This is a genomic window from Geodermatophilus obscurus (assembly GCF_900143215.1).
Taxonomy (GTDB): Bacteria; Actinomycetota; Actinomycetes; order Mycobacteriales; family Geodermatophilaceae; genus Geodermatophilus; species Geodermatophilus obscurus_A.
Genome location: NZ_FRDM01000006.1, coordinates 16,366 through 32,566, shown reverse-complemented (window position 1 = coordinate 32,566; position 16,201 = coordinate 16,366). Strand labels below are relative to the sequence as shown.

Sequence of the window (16,201 nt, the reverse complement as noted above, 5' to 3'; positions counted from 1 at the left end):
ACCGCGCTATCCCAGGAAGGCGCGGATCGCGGCGGTCGTCTCCTCCGGCGCCGACAGGTGCGGGCAGTGCCCGGTGGCCGCCAGCCGGGTGAGGACGCTGTCCGGGACCTGCTCGTGCACGTACCGGCCGACCACCTCGGGGGCGATGGCATCGTCGCTGCACTGCAGCACCAGCGTCGGCACCCGGACGCCGGGCAGGTCGGCGCGGTTGTCGGAGAGGAAGGTGACGCGGGCGAACTGCCGCGCGATCTCGGGGTCGGTGCGGCAGAAGCTGTTGGTCAGCTCGGCGGTGAGCTCGGGCCGGTCGGGGTTGCCCATGATCACCGGCGCCATCTCGGCCGACCAGCCCAGGTGGTTGCTGTCGAGGGACTCCAGCAGCGCGGCGATGTCCTCCCGCGAGAAACCGCCGGTGTAGTCCCCGTCGTCGACGTAGCGCGGGTTGGGCCCCACCATGACCAGCGCACCGAACAGGTTCGGGGCGCGGGCCGCGGCCAGGACGCCCATCATCGCGCTCACCGAGTGCCCGACGAAGACCACGTCGTCCAGCCCCAGCTCGCGGCAGATCTCCACGACGTCGGCGGCGTACCCGTCGAGCGACGCATACTTGACCGGGTCGTAGGCCGACAGGTCCGACCGGCCCGACCCGACGTGGTCGAAGAGGACGACGCGGTGGTCGACCGCGAAGTGCGGGGCGACGAGCCGCCACATCTCCTGATCGCACCCGAGACCGTGCGCGAAGACCATCGGCCGCCCGTCGTCCACCCCGCTCACGCGGACCCGGTTCCGGGCGATCACGCTCACCGCCGCAAGGTAGCCGCCCCGGAGCCCTCCTGTCCCTCCCCGCACCGCGCGGCGTGGCCGGCGGCGTCCCGCTGCCCGACAGGGACCGAGAGCCCTGTCGCGCACGGGGACGCCGTCCCTACGCTCGGCACTCGTCCGGATCCGCCGACCGCACCGAGGTGCTCCATGCCCGCCGCCGCGGCGCTCCGCCGTCCCCCCGCCCTGCGGACACCCGCTGACGACCCCCCGGCCGACGTGCCGGCCCCCCGCGCGGTCGCCTCCGAGCTGCTGCTGCACCGGCTCGTGCGCCGCGAGTTGCGGCTGCTGGCCGAGCTGTCCGCGTGGGCCTCCGCCGACGACGCCGAGCGCACCCGGGAACTGACCCGGCACGCCGACCTGCTCGGCCGGCTGCTGCTGCACCACCACGCCACCGAGCGCGAGCTGGTCTGGCCGGCGCTGCTGCGTGCGGCGCCGTCCGCCCGGCCGCTGCTGGCGCGGTGGACCGTCCGCGTCGCCGGCCTCGACGACCGGCTGCGCGCCCTCTCCACCGCCGCACGACAGTGGGCGGTCGCCTGCTCGGACAGGGCGCGCGACGCCTTCACGCTGGCCTGCCTCGACCTGGTGGACGCCGTGGACGAGCAGACCGCCGAGGAGGAGCGCGACCTGCTGCCGCTGCTGGCCGCGCACCTCTCCCCCGCGGCGTGGGCGGAGATCACCCGGGCGGCGCGCTGCCCGCTGTCACGGCGCGAGCGCTCGCTGGTGCTCGGCCTGGCCCTCGAGGACGCGAGCGCCGGCGACCGGGCCCGGCTGCTGGCCGGGCTGCCGGTGACCACCCGGCTGGCCTGGCGGCTGGCCGGACGGCGCCGGTACCGCACCGCCGTCGTGCGGCTGCGCGGCGCACCGCCCGCCCAGTGAGGACCCCCTCCCCCCGCCCCTCGCGAGCTCGCGGCGAGACCCTGCAGGGAGGCCGTCCTCAGTAGCGGGAGGTGCCGCAGTCCGCGCAGCGCTTGCGCGGCGGCAGGGTCTCCCGCTGGCAGTTGGCACAGGTCCAGGCGCCGCGGTCCGGACGCGGCCGGGTGCGCGTGCGCGCACTGCGCCGGAGCCGGGGGTCGGTCCGGGTCTCGTCGGTGGTCGGGCTCATGGGACACCTCCTGGGTCGCCCGCCCGACGCTAGACGGCCGACGTGTCGAGGAGGTGACCTCCGGGTTGCCGTCGCCGTCGGTCCGCGTGCCGCCCTCCTGCGTGTCGCAGGAGCGCCGCACCGGGCGGTGAGCCGGCGATGAGTTCCGCCTCGACCACCGGTCAGCACGACGTGCGCGCGACGTTCCTCCTCGTCCCGGGAGCCGGTGGCCGGGCCTGGTACTGGCACCGGCTGGTCCCCGAACTGCGGGCACGCGGCTCCGGGGCGATCGCCGTCGACCTGCCCGCCGGGGACGACGACGCCGGCCTGGAGCAGTACACGCAGACGGTGCTGGACGCGGCCGCGAGCTGCTCCGGCGGACCGCTCGTGGTCGTCGGCCAGTCGATGGGCGGGCTCACCGCGCCGCTGGTCTGCACCCGGGTGCAGGTCGACCTGCTCGTCCTGCTGAACGCGATGGTGCCGCGGCCGGGCGAGACCGGCGGCGAGTGGTGGACCGCCACCGGACACGAGCAGGCGCGGACGGAGGCGGCGCGCGCGCACGGCTGGCCGCTGGACGACGACGACGCGTTCCTGCACGACGTGCCACCCGAGGTGGTGGCCACCGCACCGGTGCCGTTCGCCCAGTCGGGGACGCCGTTCGCCGAACCGTGGCCACTGCGCGCCTGGCCGGGCACGCCGACACGCGTGCTCGCCGGCCGGGACGACCGCTTCTTCCCCGTGGCCTTCCAGCGGCGGGTGGTCGGCGAGCGGCTCGGCCTGCCGGTCGAGGAGCTGCCCGGCGGCCACCTGGTGGCGCTGAGCCGCCCCGCCGAGCTCGCCGACCGGCTCGTCGGTTCGCTGTCCGCGCTGTCCGTCGCCGATCGGTGACGCCGCGTCCGTGGCCGACCGCACGGCGGCGCCTCACCCCCGCCCGGGGAATGCGTGGGCACCATGGACGTTCGTCTGTTGCCGCAGACGAGTACCGACGGAGAGACGCGCAGTGCCGACGACGCAGCCCGAGGTCGTACCCCACCCCGAGATCGACGCCGAACAGCAGTACGTCAAGGAGCTCTACGCCCGCCTCGACGCCGCCCGCGACCTGGCCGAGCGACGGCTGAAGCAGACCATCTCCTGGCCCGCGGTCGACCCGCAGGCGCTGCAGGAGCGCGACGCCACCGTCCGCTTCCAGACCGAGCGGGTCACCGCCCTCGACGCCGCCGAGGCCGGCCTGTGCGTCGGCCGGATCGACCGCACCGACGACGGCCCGCTCTACATCGGCCGCATCGGGCTGCCCGCCGACGACGCCGGCGGCGACCCCGCGCTGGTCGACTGGCGGGCGCCGGCCGCGCGGCCGTTCTACACCGCCACCCCGGTGCACCCGCTGGGTGTCGCGCGCCGCCGGCACATCCGCACCCGCGGGCGCACCGTCGTCCGGCTGGACGACGAGGTGCTGACCGAGGGCGTGGCGGGGTCGGGGCTGACCGGTGAGGCCGCGCTGATGGCCGCGCTCGACACCGCCCGCACCGGCCGGATGACCGACATCGTGCGCACCATCCAGGCCGAGCAGGACCGGATCATCCGCGCCGACGACCGCGGCGTCCTCGTCGTGCAGGGCGGGCCGGGCACCGGCAAGACCGCCGTCGCGCTGCACCGCGCGGCGTACCTGCTCTACACGTACCGCGAGCGGCTGGCCCGCCGCGGCCTGCTCGTCGTCGGCCCCACGCCGACGTTCCTGCGCTACATCGCCGACGTGCTGCCCTCCCTCGGCGAGACCGGCGTGCTGCTGGCCGGCCTCGGCCAGCTGCGCCCCGGCCTGGACGCACGCGGCACCGAGTCGCCGCAGACCGCCGCGGTCAAGGGCCGGCTGGAGATGGTGCAGGTGCTCGAGCGCGCCGTCGCCGACCGGCAGGTCGTGCCCGACGCACCGCGCGAGGTGACGGTCGACGGCTTCGTGCTGCGGCTGCGGCCGATCGACGTCCGGCGCGCGCAGAACGCCGCGCGCAGGGCCGAGCGGCTGCACAACCTGGCCCGGCCGGTCTTCGCCCGCCGCATCGTCGACCTGCTCACCCGGCGCTACGCCGAGCGGATCGGCCTGGGCATCGACGGCGGGGCCGACCTGCTCGACCGCGAGGACACCGCCGCGCTGCGCCGCGAGGTCGCCGAGGAGCCGGCCGTCCGGCTGCTGGTCGACGACCTGTGGCCGGTGCTCACCCCCGAGCGGCTGCTCGGCGACCTGTTCGCCGACCCGGCCCGCGTCGCCGCCGCCACCCCGGGGTGGGACGACGCGACCCGCGCGCTGCTGCACCGCCCTCGCGGGTCGGCCACGTCGTCCCGGCAGTGGACGCCGGCGGACGTCCCGCTGCTGGAGGAGGCCGAGGAGCTGCTCGGCTTCGACGACAGCGCGCAGCGGGCCCGCGCCGAGCGGGACCGCCGCCGCCGGCTGGCCGAGGCGCAGGAGACCCTGGATGTGCTGCACGGCTCGCGCTCCATCGACCTGGAGGACGAGCACCTGGAGGCCGAGGTGCTCAGCGCCGGCGACCTGATCGGCGCCGAGGAGCTGGCCGAGCGGCAGCGGGCGCTCGACACCCGCACCACCGCCGAGCGGGCCGCCGCCGACCGCACCTGGACCTTCGGGCACGTCGTCGTCGACGAGGCCCAGGAGCTCTCCCCCATGGCCTGGCGGCTGCTGGTGCGCCGCTGCCCGACCCGGTCGATGACCGCCGTCGGCGACCTCGCCCAGACCGGCACGCTGGCCGGCGCGGCCGCCTGGGACGAGACGCTGCGCCCGCACGTCGGCGACACCTGGCGGCTGGAGGAGCTGACGGTCAACTACCGGACCCCGGCCGAGATCATGGCCGTCGCCGCCGACGTCCTCGCCGCGGGCGGCACCGGCGCGAGGGCACCGCGCTCGGTCCGGCCGGGTACCGCGCCGCCGTGGGCGGAGGTCACCGGGGAGGACGGGCTGGCCGCCCGCGCCGCGGAGGTGGTCGCCGAGTGGGCCGGCCACGAGGGCACGACGGCCGTCGTCGCGCCGGCCGGCCGCGTCGCCGAGCTCACCGCCGCGGTCGCGGCCCGGGTGGACGGCGTCTCGGCCGGCCCGGACGCCGACTCGTCGCAGGGGCCGGTGGTGCTCACGCCGACCGAGGCCAAGGGCCTGGAGTTCGACGCGGTGCTCGTCGTCGACCCGCAGCGGGTGCTCGACGAGGGGGTGCGCGGGCACAACGACCTCTACGTGGCGCTCACCCGGGCCACGCAGCGGCTCGGCGTGCTCTCCCCCGGCGACCTGCCCGCCGAACTCGCCCGCCTGTAGAAGGACCCTCCTGCCCCACCGTGGAAGGACCCCGTCCTACCCACCCCTCGCTCCGCTCGGGGCGGTGCCCTGGACGGGGCCGGCGGCGGGACCCTGCAGAAGGGCCGCCAGGAGGGTCCTCTCTCAGCGGGGCACCGGGTTCCGGTGGCGGGTCAGCCCCTCCACGACGGCGGCCAGCACGGTGGCGGTCAGCACGAGGACGGCGCCGGCACCGGCCAGCGGCACGCCGGCCATGGTGCTCATGTCGAGCTCGGCCCAGACCACGCCGACGACGAGCGCCAGCAGACCGACCACGCCCAGCAGCGGCGCGAACCACCTGCCCATGTCCCGTCCTCCTCGTCCGCACGGCCCTGCGATGACACCACGCGGTACCGACACCCGGCGCCACCCCCCGCGCGTTCGCGACGGAGCGCGACGGGGCCGGTTCAGCCGGTGCCGCGGACCCGCAGCACCACGCCGCTGGCGGGCTTGGCCGGGATCCGGCGCAGCGAGATCGACAGGTCCTGCCCCGGGACGTCGGCCTGCAGCCGGGCGAGCCGGACGGCGAGCGCGGCCAGGACGGCGACGGTGAGCTGCTCACCCGGGCAGCGGTGGCCGGTGCGCGGGTCCCCGGCCCCCTGGGGCACCAGCTCGAAGGCGCCGATCTCGCGGTCGAGGAAGCGCTCGGGCCGGAACGCGTACGGGTCGCCCCACAGCTCGGGGTCGTGGTTCTGGCCGTAGAGGTCGAGCAGGACCATCGAGTGCTCGGGCACCCGCTCGCCGTCCCACTCCACCTCGCGCGGCGCGCGGCCGCCGATGAAGGGCGCGAACGGGTAGAAGCGCCGCACCTCGTGCGCCCAGGCCGCCGCGAACGCGGGCTCGCCCGCGGCCAGCCGCTCGCGGTACTGCGGCCAGCGGGCCAGGGCGTGCCCGGAGAAGGCGAGGAACCAGCTGATGGCCACGGTCGGCCGGATCACGTTGAGCACCTCGACCGCGGCGGTGTGCGGGTCCAGTCGCTCGCCGTCGGCGTCGCGGTGCCGGGCGACGACGTCGACGACCGAGCCGTCGGGGACCGTTCCCGCACCGTTGCGCACGTCCTCCACCAGCCGGGACAGCTGCGCCTCCCGGCGGCCTCGGGCCCGGCGGGCGCGCCAGTGCCGGGGTCCTCCGGTGGCGAAGCCGTCGACCATCGCGGTGAGGTCCCGGGCGACGGAGGGGGTCTCGCCGTCGGTCAGGGGGACGCCGGCCCACTCGCAGACCGCGCGGGTGAGCACCTGGGCCGCCTCGTCGAAGAGCACGACCTCACCGCGGCGCACCCAGCCGGGGACCGCGGCGTCCCAGGAGGCGGTCGCGGAGGCGACGAGCGGGGCGATCCGGTCGCCGTCCATGAGCAGCGACACGAACATCGCCTTGCGGGTGCGGTGCTGCCGGCCGTCGAGGGTGTGCACCGCGCCCTTGCCGAACAGCGTGCCCTGCACCGGCTCGGGGATGGCGTGCGACCGGTGCACGTGCTCCTCGTCGTACAGGAAGCGGGCGGCGTCCGGGCCCTGGATCCCCAGCGCCGGCAGGCCACCGAGCCGGACGGCGACGGTCCGGCGACCGCGTGCCCGCCGGGCGTCGGGCAGCCAGCCGTAGCCCTTGGCGAACAGGAGAGCACTGTTCTCGAGTCTGGATCGGCGCACCCGGGTCCCGGTGCCCAGCCCCGTTCCGGCTCACACGGCGGCCCCTCTGGTGCGGTGCTGAAACGGCCACCCTTCAGCGAAAGGACCCCGTCCTCCTCACCCCTCGCAGGCTCGGGGTGAGCCTCGGGACGGGGCCGCGGCGGTGCCCGGGAGGGGCCAAGAGGCGGGGAAGGGTGGTCCTCCACTTCAGCCGGGGCGCTGCTCCTGCAGGCGGTCGTCGCGCGGGGCGCTGGCCTCGTCCGGCGGCGGTCCAGCGGGCGTGCACACCCGCGAGCCCAGCCGGCGCAGCAACGCGGTGACCTCGCCCACCGCCGAGGACGACGCCCCCTCGGGCACCGTGCGCTCCACCTGCCGCAGCGCTTCGGCCAGGGCCCGTTCCTCGGCGGAGAGCATCCCCCGGTAGGCCGGGTCGAGCAGGTAGCCGGTCGGCGGGGTGGACAGGCAGCCGATGCAGTCCAGCAGCACCTCCAGCAGGCGGGCGGCCTCGGCCGGTGGGGTGTCGGCCGGCGCGATCGCCACCGTCTGCACGTCCTGTTCCCACAGCCGGGCGCGGGCCGGGTCGTCCAGCAGCGCCAGCACCGTGCCGCTGCGCTGCCGCGGTGCCGCGCCGGGAGCCCGGGTGGCGCTGCGCACCTGGTGGGCGATGCGGATCAGGTCGTCGTCCTGCATCGAGGTGCCGACGAAGAGGACGTGCCGGGTGAGCAGCAGGGAGTGCAGCACCCCGGCGAGGGCCGCGCGGGTGTCGCCGAACTGCAGGTACTCCTCGCGGGTGAGCACGACGCTCTCCGGGTGCGCGGCGTCCCCGTGCAGCTTGAGCAGCCACGGCCGTCCGGGGACGGCGTCGTCGAAGGGCAGCACCGAGAGGTCGCGGCCGATGTCGGCGGCGGCGAGCTCGACCAGCGGGTCGTAGTTGGTGGTGACGAACTCCTGCACCGGCAGGTCGGCGAGCAGCGCGTGCGCCAGCGCGTAGTGCCCGGGCCCGAACCGCTCCTTGACGAAGCCCTCCAGCTGCTCGCGGCCGAGCTCCCGGGCCAGCAGCGCGGCGGCGTCCTGGGCCGGCAGCCCGGACAGCCCGGCGCGCAGTGCGTCGTCCAGCCCGGACCGCTCGGCCAGCTCGTCGAGCAGCTGCTCCCAGGTGGGCAGCCCGGCCGCGGCGCTCACCCCCGCGCCGACGAAGGCGGCCAGCTGCCCGCGGCGGGCCCGCTCGCCGAGGTCCTCGGCCAGCTCCCGCAGGTGCGCGGGCAGGTCCCAGCAGCTGCCCGCCTCGGCCCGGCGGACCCGTTGCGCCGCGGCCAGGTCGCTGGGCCCGCGCAGCACCAGCGCGACGTCGAAGCCGTGCTCGGCGGCGCCTTCCCGCAGCACGGGCAGCAGCCGCTGCAGCAGGGTGCCCCGCTGTCCGGCAGCCCCGCCCCAGCCGGTGCCGAGGGCCGGCAACGCGACCAGCCGGCGGGCCCGCCCCTGCACCGGGTCGGGCACCTCCCGCCGGGCGACGGCGGCCAGGGCCTCCCGCGCGCCGTCGACCAGCCAGCGCAGCGCGTCGTCGGGGTCGCGCTCGTCCTCGTGGACGGTGTCGACCAGCCACAGCGACCGCCCCGGGTCCCCGGCCCGCCGACCGGGCAGCTCCAGCACCCGCTCGTACCCGCGCCAGCGCAGGTCGAGGCAGACGCCGCCGTGGTCCTCGCTGGTCACGACGTCGTCGGGCAGCAGACCACGCCACGAGGGGGTGACCCGCAGCGACCGGTCGGTGGGCACCAGGACGTCGTCGCACACCAGCCGGCGGAGGTCCGCCCCGACGACGAAGACGTGTCCGGTCACGGCCGGAGGGGTGCCCCGCCGGGCGGACGGTGAACCGGCACGCACCCCGCGTTGCCCGGCCGGGTCGGGTGGGTCGGAGCGGTCAGCGCGGGATGCCGCAGCCGCCGGCGCCGCACGCACACCCGGCGCAGGCCGCGGGCCGGGCCGGCGCCGGCTGTGCGGCGATGGTCCGCAGGCTCGAGGCGCCGACCAGCAGGACGACGCCCAGCAGGCCCAGACCCAGCGCCCCGATGAGGGTGGCGCCGTCGGCGGCGCGCTCCCAGTCGGCCAGCACCCCGGTGACGACCAGCAGGCCGGTGACCAGCGCCCACCAGACGAGGGCGGCCTGACCGCTGCGGCGCACCGCACCGCCACGGCCGAGCAGCGTCAGCGCCCCGACGAGCAGCCCGGCCGGAACGGCCACCAGGAGCACCCAGCCCGCGACGCCCGCAGGGCCGAACGCGAGCGTCAGGGCGACCACGCCGGCCGCGGCCACCGCCCAGCCCGCCGGCCGGCCCCGGCCGGCGGGCTGGGCAGCCAGTTGCCCGCCGCGCCCGGCCAGCAGCGCGCCGCCCACCCCCAGGAGCAACCGCGCGCCGCCGTCGGCCCAGGAGACCGCGACCGCGGCGACCACCAGCAGCGCGATCCCGCCGGCCAGCCACCGGGGCCACGCCCGCCGGGCCTGCTCCGGACCCGTCCGGTCCCCCGCCGTTCCCACTGCACCGCTCGCCACGACACAGAGTGTCCCTCACCGGCCGACGTGGCCCGCCGCAGCCGGGTCCACCGTCGCGGAGCGGGCCGTGCAGCGCGGCCGGCGGAGCGGGGTGGCCGCCGAGCCGCACGGCGGCTGGGTGCGGACCGTGGTCGCGGTCCGGACCGGCCGCGTCCACGGTGCACTGCCCGGCCCGCGCGCGTCTCCCGTGGGGTGAGACAGGGCGGCCGGCTCCGCGCTGTGCCACGCTCATCAATCCGCGGCACAGGGTGCGGCGGTCTGGGAGGAGTCGGCCATGGGCGGGATGTCAGGGCGGGCCGCGGGCGCCGCGGACCGCGCGGGGAACAGCGACGCCCTCGAGCACCTGGCGCGCATCGGCCTGATCGCCTACGGCGTGGTCCACCTGCTGATCGCCTGGCTGGCGGTCCAGCTGGCCTGGGGCGTCGGCGGTGGTGCTGCTCAGGCCGACCAGGGCGGCGCGCTGACGACCCTGGCCCAGCAGCCGTTCGGCGAGGTGCTGCTGTGGGTGGTCGCGGTCGGCATGGTGGCGCTCGCCGTGTGGCAGGCGGCCGAGGCGCTGCGCTGGCGCGGCAACCTGTCGGGGTCGGGGGACGCCCGCAAGAAGGCGGCCGTCAAGGTCGTCAAGTCGGTGGCCAAGGCCGTCGTCTACGCCGTGCTGGCGGTGCTGGCCATCCGGTACGCCACCGGTGGCGGGCAGTCCGGCGGTCAGGAGCAGCAGGCCGCCGCCGGCATCTTCGGCTGGCCCGCCGGGCGCTGGCTGGTGGCGCTGATCGGCCTGGTCGTCGTCGGCATCGGGGTGTACCTCGTCCACAAGGGCGTCTCGAAGCGCTTCCTCCAGGAGATCGACCTCAGCGAGGCCCCGGCACAGGCCAACCGCCTGGTCACCCGTCTCGGCCAGGCCGGCTACCCCGCCAAGGGCGTGTCCTTCGGCCTGGTGGGCGCGCTGCTGGTCTGGGCCGCGATCACGTTCGACCCGGCCAGGGCGAGCGGCCTGGACGGCGCGCTGCGGAGCATCCTGGCCGTGCCGCTCGGCCAGGTGCTGCTGACGCTGGTCGCCGTCGGCATCGCCGCTTTCGGAGCGTTCTGCTTCGTCCGGGCCCGCTACCCCGAGCGCACCTAGGCCGGGTCGCGCACGATCGTCCGCGTGCCTTCCGCCCGCCTCCTCCTGGACCGCGTCCACCGGCTGGTCGAGTCCGCCCGTGAGGTCACCGACCACCCGGTGCTCGAGGCGGTCGCCCGGGTCGGCCTGGTCGCCTACGGCGTCCTGCACCTGCTCATCGGCTGGCTGGCGGTGCAGCTGGCCCGCGGCAGCGCCCGGACCGACGCCGACCAGACCGGCGCCCTGCAGGCGGTCGCGGTCACCCCCGGGGGCACGGTGCTGCTCTGGCTGATCGGCCTGGGCATGCTGTCCCTGGCGCTGTGGCAGGCCGGCGAGGTGCTGCTGTGGTGGCACGGCCTGCTCGACCCGGAGCACCGCTGGCGGACGGCGTTCGTCTGCGCGAGGTGCCTGGCCAAGGCCGCCGTCTACGCCGTCCTCGGGCTCACCGCCCTGCTGTTCGCCCTCGGCCTGGAGTACCAGGCCGACGAGCGGCTGCGCGAGCTCACCGGCGAGACGCTGGAGGTGCCGGGTGGGGTCGCGCTGGTCCTCGTCGCCGCGGCCGGCGTGGTCGCCGTCGGGCTGTACACGCTGGTGCGCGGGCTGACCGGCGGGTTCATGAAGGACATCGACCTGCCCACCGCCCCCGACCGCTGGGAGCCGGTGATCGAGGCGATCGGGCGGGTCGGCTACGTCGCCAAGGGCGTCGCGTTCGGTCTGGTGGGAGTGCTGCTGTGGCAGGCGGCCGCCACCGCCGACGTCTCCACCGCCACCGGCCTGGCCGGCGCGATGACCGCGATCGCCTCGGTCGACGCCGGCCCCTGGCTGCTGGGGGCGGTCGCCGCCGGTTTCATCGCGTTCGGCGGGTACGCGCTGGCCCGCGCCCGCTATCCCGACCGGGACCCGTCGTCGTGAGGACTGCCCGGTGACGTCATCGGCCCAGTTGCGGGGCGGCCGGCTGCAGGCGGTGTGGAACAGCGCCACCGGCGCGCTCTGGCCGTTGCCCGCGGTGGCGATCGTCCTCGCGGTCGGACTGGGCATCGGGCTCACCGAACTCGACCGGGCGCTCGCCTTCGGCGACAACCCGATCCGGTGGGTGTTCACCGGTGGCCCATCGGCTGCCCGCACGATCCTGTCGGCGATCGCCTCGTCGTTGATCTCGGTGACCACGCTGCTGTTCTCGCTGACGATCGTGACCCTGCAACTGGCCAGCAGCCAGTACTCCCCCCGGCTGCTGCAGACGTTCGTCCGCGACCGGGTGGTCCAGACCTGTCTCGGCGTGCTGCTCGGGACGTTCGTCTACGCCCTCGTCGTGCTGCGCAGCGTGCGCTCGGCCGACGAGGCCGAGGGCAGCTCGTTCGTGCCGCGGATCTCGGTGACCGTCGCGTTCCTGCTCCTGCTGGGCTCGGTCGCGGCGCTGGTGACGTTCCTCAGTCACCAGACCCGGCAGCTACGGGTGGAGACGATGATGCGCGACGTCCACGCCGAGTCCTCGCGCACCTGGGCACGGATCAGCCGCCAGCAGGAGGAGGACGAGCAGGTCGACCGCCCGCTCCCCGCGGTGCCGGCCACGGCTCGGCCACTGTGCGCCCGCGACAGCGGCTTCCTCGTCCAGGTGTCGGAGAAGCCGCTGCTGGAGGCCGTCAGCCGCTGTGGTGCCATCGTGCGGCTGGAGCGGCGGCCCGGTGACCAGGTCATCGCCGGCGCACCGTTGGCGTGGGGCTGGGGTCTCCGGCCCGGCGACGACCTCCGGGCCGGCGACCTCGAGAAGGCGCTGCACGGATCGGTCGACCTCGGGTACGAGCGCGCCGACGTCATCGACCCCAGCTACGGCCTGCGCAAGCTGGTCGACATCGCCGCCCGGGCCCTCTCCCCCGGGATCAACGACCCGACGACTGCCACCCATGCGTTGGCACACGTCTCGGCCCTGCTCGGACGGGCGGCCGAGCGCGACGCCTGGCACCGCCGGCTGGCCGACGAGAGCGGCGTCGAACGGGTCCTGCTCCGGTCGTGGACGTTCGCCGAGCTGCTCGACCTCGCCGTCACCCAGGTCCGCAACTACGGCCGGGAGGACCCCCTGGTCGTCGACCGGCTCCTCACCATGCTGGCCGAGGTGGCCTGGCGGGCCCGCACACCCACCCAGCAGGAGGCCGTCCGGCAGCAGCGCGACGCCCTGGTGGAGATGAGCCTGGCCTCCCCGCCGGCGGGCCTGGCGCCCGAGGACATCCGGCGTCGGGCCGACGCCGTGGACGACGCCCTCGCGCGCCGCTGGACACGTCCGTCGTCCTGATGCCTCGTGCCGGCTCCCCGGGGGTCCTCAGGTACGAGGACCGCCGGCGACGTAGACGACCTGCCCGGAGACGAAGCCGGCGCCCTCGCTGACGAAGAACGAGACGGTGTGCGCGATGTCCGCGGGCACGCCGCCGCGCTGCACCGGGATGGCGGCGGCCCGCTCGGCCACGTACTCCTCCCAGTTGCGGCCGATGCGCTCGGCGGTCGCCCTGGTCATCTCGGTCTGGATGAACCCGGGCGCGATCGCGTTGGCGGTGATGCCGAACCTGCCCAGCTCGATCGCCAGCGTCTTGGTGAACCCCTGCAGCCCGGCCTTGGCGGTGGCGTAGTTGGCCTGGCCCCGGTTGCCCAGCGCCGAGGTGCTCGACAGGTTGACCACCCGGCCCCAGCCGGCCTGGACCATGTGCTGCTGCACGGCTCGGGTCATGAGGAACGAGCCGCGCAGGTGCACGTGCATGACCAGGTCCCAGTCGGCGTCGGTCATCTTGAACAGCAGGTTGTCGCGCGTGACGCCGGCGTTGTTCACCAGCACCAGCGGCGGGCCGAGCTCCGTGGCGACCCGGTCGACGGCGGCCTGCACCTGGTCGGCGTCCCCGACGTCGGCGCCCACCCCGAGGGCGCGGCCGCCGGCGGCCTCGATCGCCTGGACCGTGGCGGCCGTGGAGGACTCGTCGAGGTCGACCACCGCCACCGCGAAGCCGTCCTCGGCCAGCCGCTGCGCGGTGGCGGCGCCGATGCCGCGGGCCGCGCCGGTGACGATCGCGACGCGCTGCTGGTCGGTGGGGTCGGACATGCGGCAACTCCCATACTCGAAGGGGACGGCGGCCCCCTGCCGGGTCCCGCCGCGAGCTCGCGAGCGGCGGGGCAGGGGTCCTCGTTCAGACCCGCTCGAACAGCGCGGCGAGGCCCTGGCCGCCGCCGATGCACATCGTCTCCAGCCCGTAGCGGGCGTCGCGACGGGCCATCTCCCGGGTCAGGGTGGCGAGGATGCGGCCGCCGGTGGCACCGACCGGGTGCCCCAGCGAGATGCCCGAGCCGTTGACGTTGGTCCGCTCGAAGTCGGCGTCGGTGAAGCCCCACTCGCGGGTCACCGCCAGCACCTGGCTGGCGAAGGCCTCGTTGAGCTCGATGAGGTCGACCTCGGCGAGCTTGACGTCGGCCAGCGCGAGCGCCTTGGCGGTGGCCGGCACCGGCCCGATGCCCATGGTCTTCGGCGGGACGCCGGCCACCGCCCAGGACACCAGCCGCGCCAGCGGCCGCAGGCCCAGCTCGGCGGCCTTCTCCGGGGTGGTGACCACGCAGACCGCGGCGCCGTCGTTCTGCCCGCTGGCGTTGCCCGCGGTGACGGTGGCCTCCGGGTCGTCGCGGCCCATGATCGGGCGCAGCTTGGCGAGCGTCTCGACGTTGGAGTCGGGGCGGATGTGCTCGTCGCGGTCGACGACGACCTCGCTCTTCCGCTGCTTGACCGTCACCGGCACGATCTCCTCGGCGAACCGGCCCGCCTCGGCGGCCGCAGCGGCCCGCTGGTGGCTGCGGACGGCGTACTCGTCCTGCTCCTCGCGGCTGATCCGGTACTCCCGGCGCAGGTTCTCCGCGGTCTCCAGCATCCCGCCGGGCACCGGGTGGTTGTGGCCACCGGCGGTCACCCGGCCGCGGGCCAGGCCGTCCTGCAGCAGCACGCCCGGCCCGGCCTTGACGCCCCAGCGCATGGCGATGGAGTAGAATGGCGCGTTGCTCATCGACTCCGCGCCACCGGCCAGGACGACGTCCGAGCTGCCGGACTGCACCTGCATCGCTCCGTACAGCACCGCCTGCAGGCCCGAGCCGCAGCGGCGGTCCAGCTGGATGCCCGCGGCGGTCACCGGCAGCCCGGCGTCCAGCGCGGCGACCCGGCCGATCGCCGGGGCCTCCATCGTGGGATAGCAGTGCCCGAGCAGGACGTCGTCCACCGACTCCGGTGGCAGCCCGGTGCGCTCCATCACCGCACGGATCACCGTGGCCGCGAGATCCTGCACCGGCACGTCACGCAGGGAGCCGCCGAAGCCACCCACCGGGGTCCGCAGGGGCTCGCAGATGACCGCATCGCGCACGGGGTCCTCCTCTGGTCGTCACCGTCGGGCACCCGTGAGTCTGCCCCTGTTCGACCGGTCGTGTCGCAGCGACCTCTCCGCACGTCGCGCGCGGAGTCGGCGCCGCCTCCGTAGGGTGCCGCGGTGGCCTGGAGGCGAGCGGTGTTCACGTTGTTCGCGGTGGCGGCCGGCACGAACGTCCCCACGCCGCTGCTGCTGGTCTACCAGGAGCGGCTCGGCCTCTCCGCCGAGGTGCTGACCGCGCTGTTCGGCTGCTACGCCGCCGGCCTGGTCCCCGCGCTGTTCCTGGCCGGCCCGCTGTCGGACCGGCTGGGCCGTCGCCGCGTGGCGATCCCCGGCGTGGTCCTCGCCGGGGTGGCGTCGCTGGCCTTCGCCGCGGCCGGTGACTCGCTGACCCTGCTCTTCGGCGCCCGCTTCCTGCAGGGCGTGGTCAGCGGCGTCGTGTTCAGCGTCGCCAGCGCCTGGGTCGCCGAGCTGTCCGTCGCCTCCGGGGATGGCGCGGGGGGACGGCGGGCCGCGGTCGCCATGACGGCGGGGTTCTCCCTCGGGCCGCTCACCAGCGGGCTGCTGGGCCAGTTCGCGCCGGCGCCCACGGTCCTGCCCTACCTCCTGCACACGGTGCTGGTCGGTGTGGGACTGGTGTTGGCGCTGCCGGTGCCGGAGACCGTCGTGCTGTCCCCCGGCGGACGGCGCACCACCGGCAGCTCCGCCGTCCCGCTGCTGCCCCCGAGCAGCGCGCTGCTCGCCGCGACCGTGCTGGCCCCGGTCGCGGTCTGCGTCTACGCGTTCCCCTCGTCGATCATCTCGGCGGTGCCGCTGCTGGGGGAGTTGCCCGCCGGCGGGGTCGCGTTCACCGGCGTCCTCGCCGGGGTGACGCTCGGCGCGGGGACGCTCGTGGCCGGCCTGCAGCGCCGGCTGGGGTCGTGGACCGCCGTCACCGGCGCGGCCCTCGGCGCGGCCGGGTTCGGCGCGGCGGCGGCCTTCGTGGCCACCGGCGCCTGGCCCTGGCTGCTGGCCGCCGCCCCCCTGCTCGGGTCCGGCGGCGGGCTGTGCCTGGCGGCCGGGCTCACCGTCACCGGCCGGCTGGCCGCACCCACCCGCCGGGGCGAGCTGACGTCGGTGTTCCTGGCCTGCGCCTACCTCGGCTTCGCCGTGCCGTTCCTCATGGCGACCGCGGCCCGGTCGACACCGGCCTGGGTGCCGCTGCAGGTCGCCGCGGTGCTGACGGCGCTGCTCGCCCTCCGGCTCGTGCCGGTCGCCCGCCTCGGGCGGCTGTGAGCCCTCCCTCGTGCCGGACGACGGCGCAGCCGGCCGCGGCGACCAGA

General features: G+C 76.1%; 15 protein-coding genes. 7 read left to right on the top strand and 8 right to left on the bottom strand.

The genetic code is table 11. The features are described 5' to 3' along the window. Window positions 1-6: 6 nt before the first annotated feature. Window positions 7-801: an alpha/beta fold hydrolase gene (locus BUB17_RS08050; protein ID WP_072916129.1), complete on the bottom strand. Its 795-nt coding sequence runs from the start codon at window positions 799-801 to the stop codon at window positions 7-9. A 165-nt stretch (window positions 802-966) separates the two neighbouring features. Here BUB17_RS08050 and BUB17_RS08045 point away from each other — a divergent pair, with 165 nt between their 5' ends. Next, complete coding sequence (locus BUB17_RS08045) at window positions 967-1,695, top strand: hemerythrin domain-containing protein (protein ID WP_072916126.1); 729 nt, start codon at window positions 967-969, stop codon at window positions 1,693-1,695. Window positions 1,696-1,753: 58 nt separating this feature from the next. Here BUB17_RS08045 and BUB17_RS26715 read toward each other — a convergent pair whose 3' ends face one another. Beyond that, on the bottom strand, window positions 1,754-1,921 hold the full coding sequence (locus BUB17_RS26715; RefSeq protein ID WP_175561316.1) for a hypothetical protein: 168 nt from the start codon (window positions 1,919-1,921) through the stop codon (window positions 1,754-1,756). Between the two features lie 138 nt (window positions 1,922-2,059). Here BUB17_RS26715 and BUB17_RS08040 point away from each other — a divergent pair, with 138 nt between their 5' ends. Together BUB17_RS08040 and BUB17_RS08035 are read left to right on the top strand one after the other, a co-directional pair. Next, the gene (locus BUB17_RS08040; protein WP_072916123.1) at window positions 2,060-2,788 is read left to right on the top strand and encodes an alpha/beta fold hydrolase; all 729 of its coding nucleotides are present in this window, start codon (window positions 2,060-2,062) and stop codon (window positions 2,786-2,788) included. A gap of 112 nt (window positions 2,789-2,900) precedes the next feature. Continuing rightward, on the top strand, window positions 2,901-5,210 hold the full coding sequence (locus BUB17_RS08035) for a HelD family protein (RefSeq protein WP_072916121.1): 2,310 nt from the start codon (window positions 2,901-2,903) through the stop codon (window positions 5,208-5,210). A gap of 123 nt (window positions 5,211-5,333) precedes the next feature. On the opposite strand, the gene BUB17_RS08030 is transcribed toward BUB17_RS08035, so the two are convergent. The 4 genes from BUB17_RS08030 to BUB17_RS27395 all read right to left on the bottom strand — a co-directional run bounded on the left by BUB17_RS08030 (window position 5,334) and on the right by BUB17_RS27395 (window position 9,398). After that, complete coding sequence (locus tag BUB17_RS08030; protein WP_072916118.1) at window positions 5,334-5,534, bottom strand: hypothetical protein; 201 nt, start codon at window positions 5,532-5,534, stop codon at window positions 5,334-5,336. A 101-nt stretch (window positions 5,535-5,635) separates the two neighbouring features. Then, window positions 5,636-6,871 carry a cytochrome P450 gene (locus tag BUB17_RS08025; RefSeq protein ID WP_072916114.1) on the bottom strand — a complete coding sequence of 412 codons (1,236 nt, stop codon included), beginning with the start codon at window positions 6,869-6,871 and terminating at the stop codon, window positions 5,636-5,638. A gap of 186 nt (window positions 6,872-7,057) precedes the next feature. Continuing rightward, window positions 7,058-8,686, bottom strand: coding sequence for an SIR2 family NAD-dependent protein deacylase (locus tag BUB17_RS08020; RefSeq protein WP_072916111.1), 1,629 nt, complete (start codon window positions 8,684-8,686; stop codon window positions 7,058-7,060). Window positions 8,687-8,768: 82 nt separating this feature from the next. Next, window positions 8,769-9,398, bottom strand: coding sequence for a hypothetical protein (locus tag BUB17_RS27395; RefSeq protein ID WP_208983341.1), 630 nt, complete (start codon window positions 9,396-9,398; stop codon window positions 8,769-8,771). Window positions 9,399-9,672: 274 nt separating this feature from the next. Between BUB17_RS27395 and BUB17_RS08010 the strand changes: the two genes are divergently transcribed. From BUB17_RS08010 to BUB17_RS08000, 3 genes are read left to right on the top strand one after another with little or no spacing between them, the layout of a single operon-like run. Then, window positions 9,673-10,518 carry a DUF1206 domain-containing protein gene (locus tag BUB17_RS08010; RefSeq protein ID WP_072916107.1) on the top strand — a complete coding sequence of 282 codons (846 nt, stop codon included), beginning with the start codon at window positions 9,673-9,675 and terminating at the stop codon, window positions 10,516-10,518. Between the two features lie 24 nt (window positions 10,519-10,542). Further along, window positions 10,543-11,409 carry a DUF1206 domain-containing protein gene (locus tag BUB17_RS08005; RefSeq protein WP_072916105.1) on the top strand — a complete coding sequence of 289 codons (867 nt, stop codon included), beginning with the start codon at window positions 10,543-10,545 and terminating at the stop codon, window positions 11,407-11,409. 10 nt (window positions 11,410-11,419) lie between these two features. Further along, the gene (locus tag BUB17_RS08000) at window positions 11,420-12,784 is read left to right on the top strand and encodes a DUF2254 domain-containing protein (RefSeq protein WP_083606157.1); all 1,365 of its coding nucleotides are present in this window, start codon (window positions 11,420-11,422) and stop codon (window positions 12,782-12,784) included. Between the two features lie 27 nt (window positions 12,785-12,811). Here the strand turns inward: BUB17_RS08000 and fabG are convergent, their stop codons facing one another. Both fabG and BUB17_RS07990 read right to left on the bottom strand, forming a co-directional pair. Then, window positions 12,812-13,579, bottom strand: a complete 768-nt coding sequence (fabG, locus tag BUB17_RS07995) for a 3-oxoacyl-ACP reductase FabG (RefSeq protein ID WP_072916098.1) — start codon at window positions 13,577-13,579, stop codon at window positions 12,812-12,814. An 85-nt stretch (window positions 13,580-13,664) separates the two neighbouring features. Continuing rightward, complete coding sequence (locus BUB17_RS07990) at window positions 13,665-14,876, bottom strand: acetyl-CoA C-acetyltransferase (protein WP_072916095.1); 1,212 nt, start codon at window positions 14,874-14,876, stop codon at window positions 13,665-13,667. A gap of 123 nt (window positions 14,877-14,999) precedes the next feature. Here BUB17_RS07990 and BUB17_RS07985 point away from each other — a divergent pair, with 123 nt between their 5' ends. After that, complete coding sequence (locus BUB17_RS07985; RefSeq protein WP_072916093.1) at window positions 15,000-16,154, top strand: MFS transporter; 1,155 nt, start codon at window positions 15,000-15,002, stop codon at window positions 16,152-16,154. Window positions 16,155-16,201: the final 47 nt, after the last annotated feature.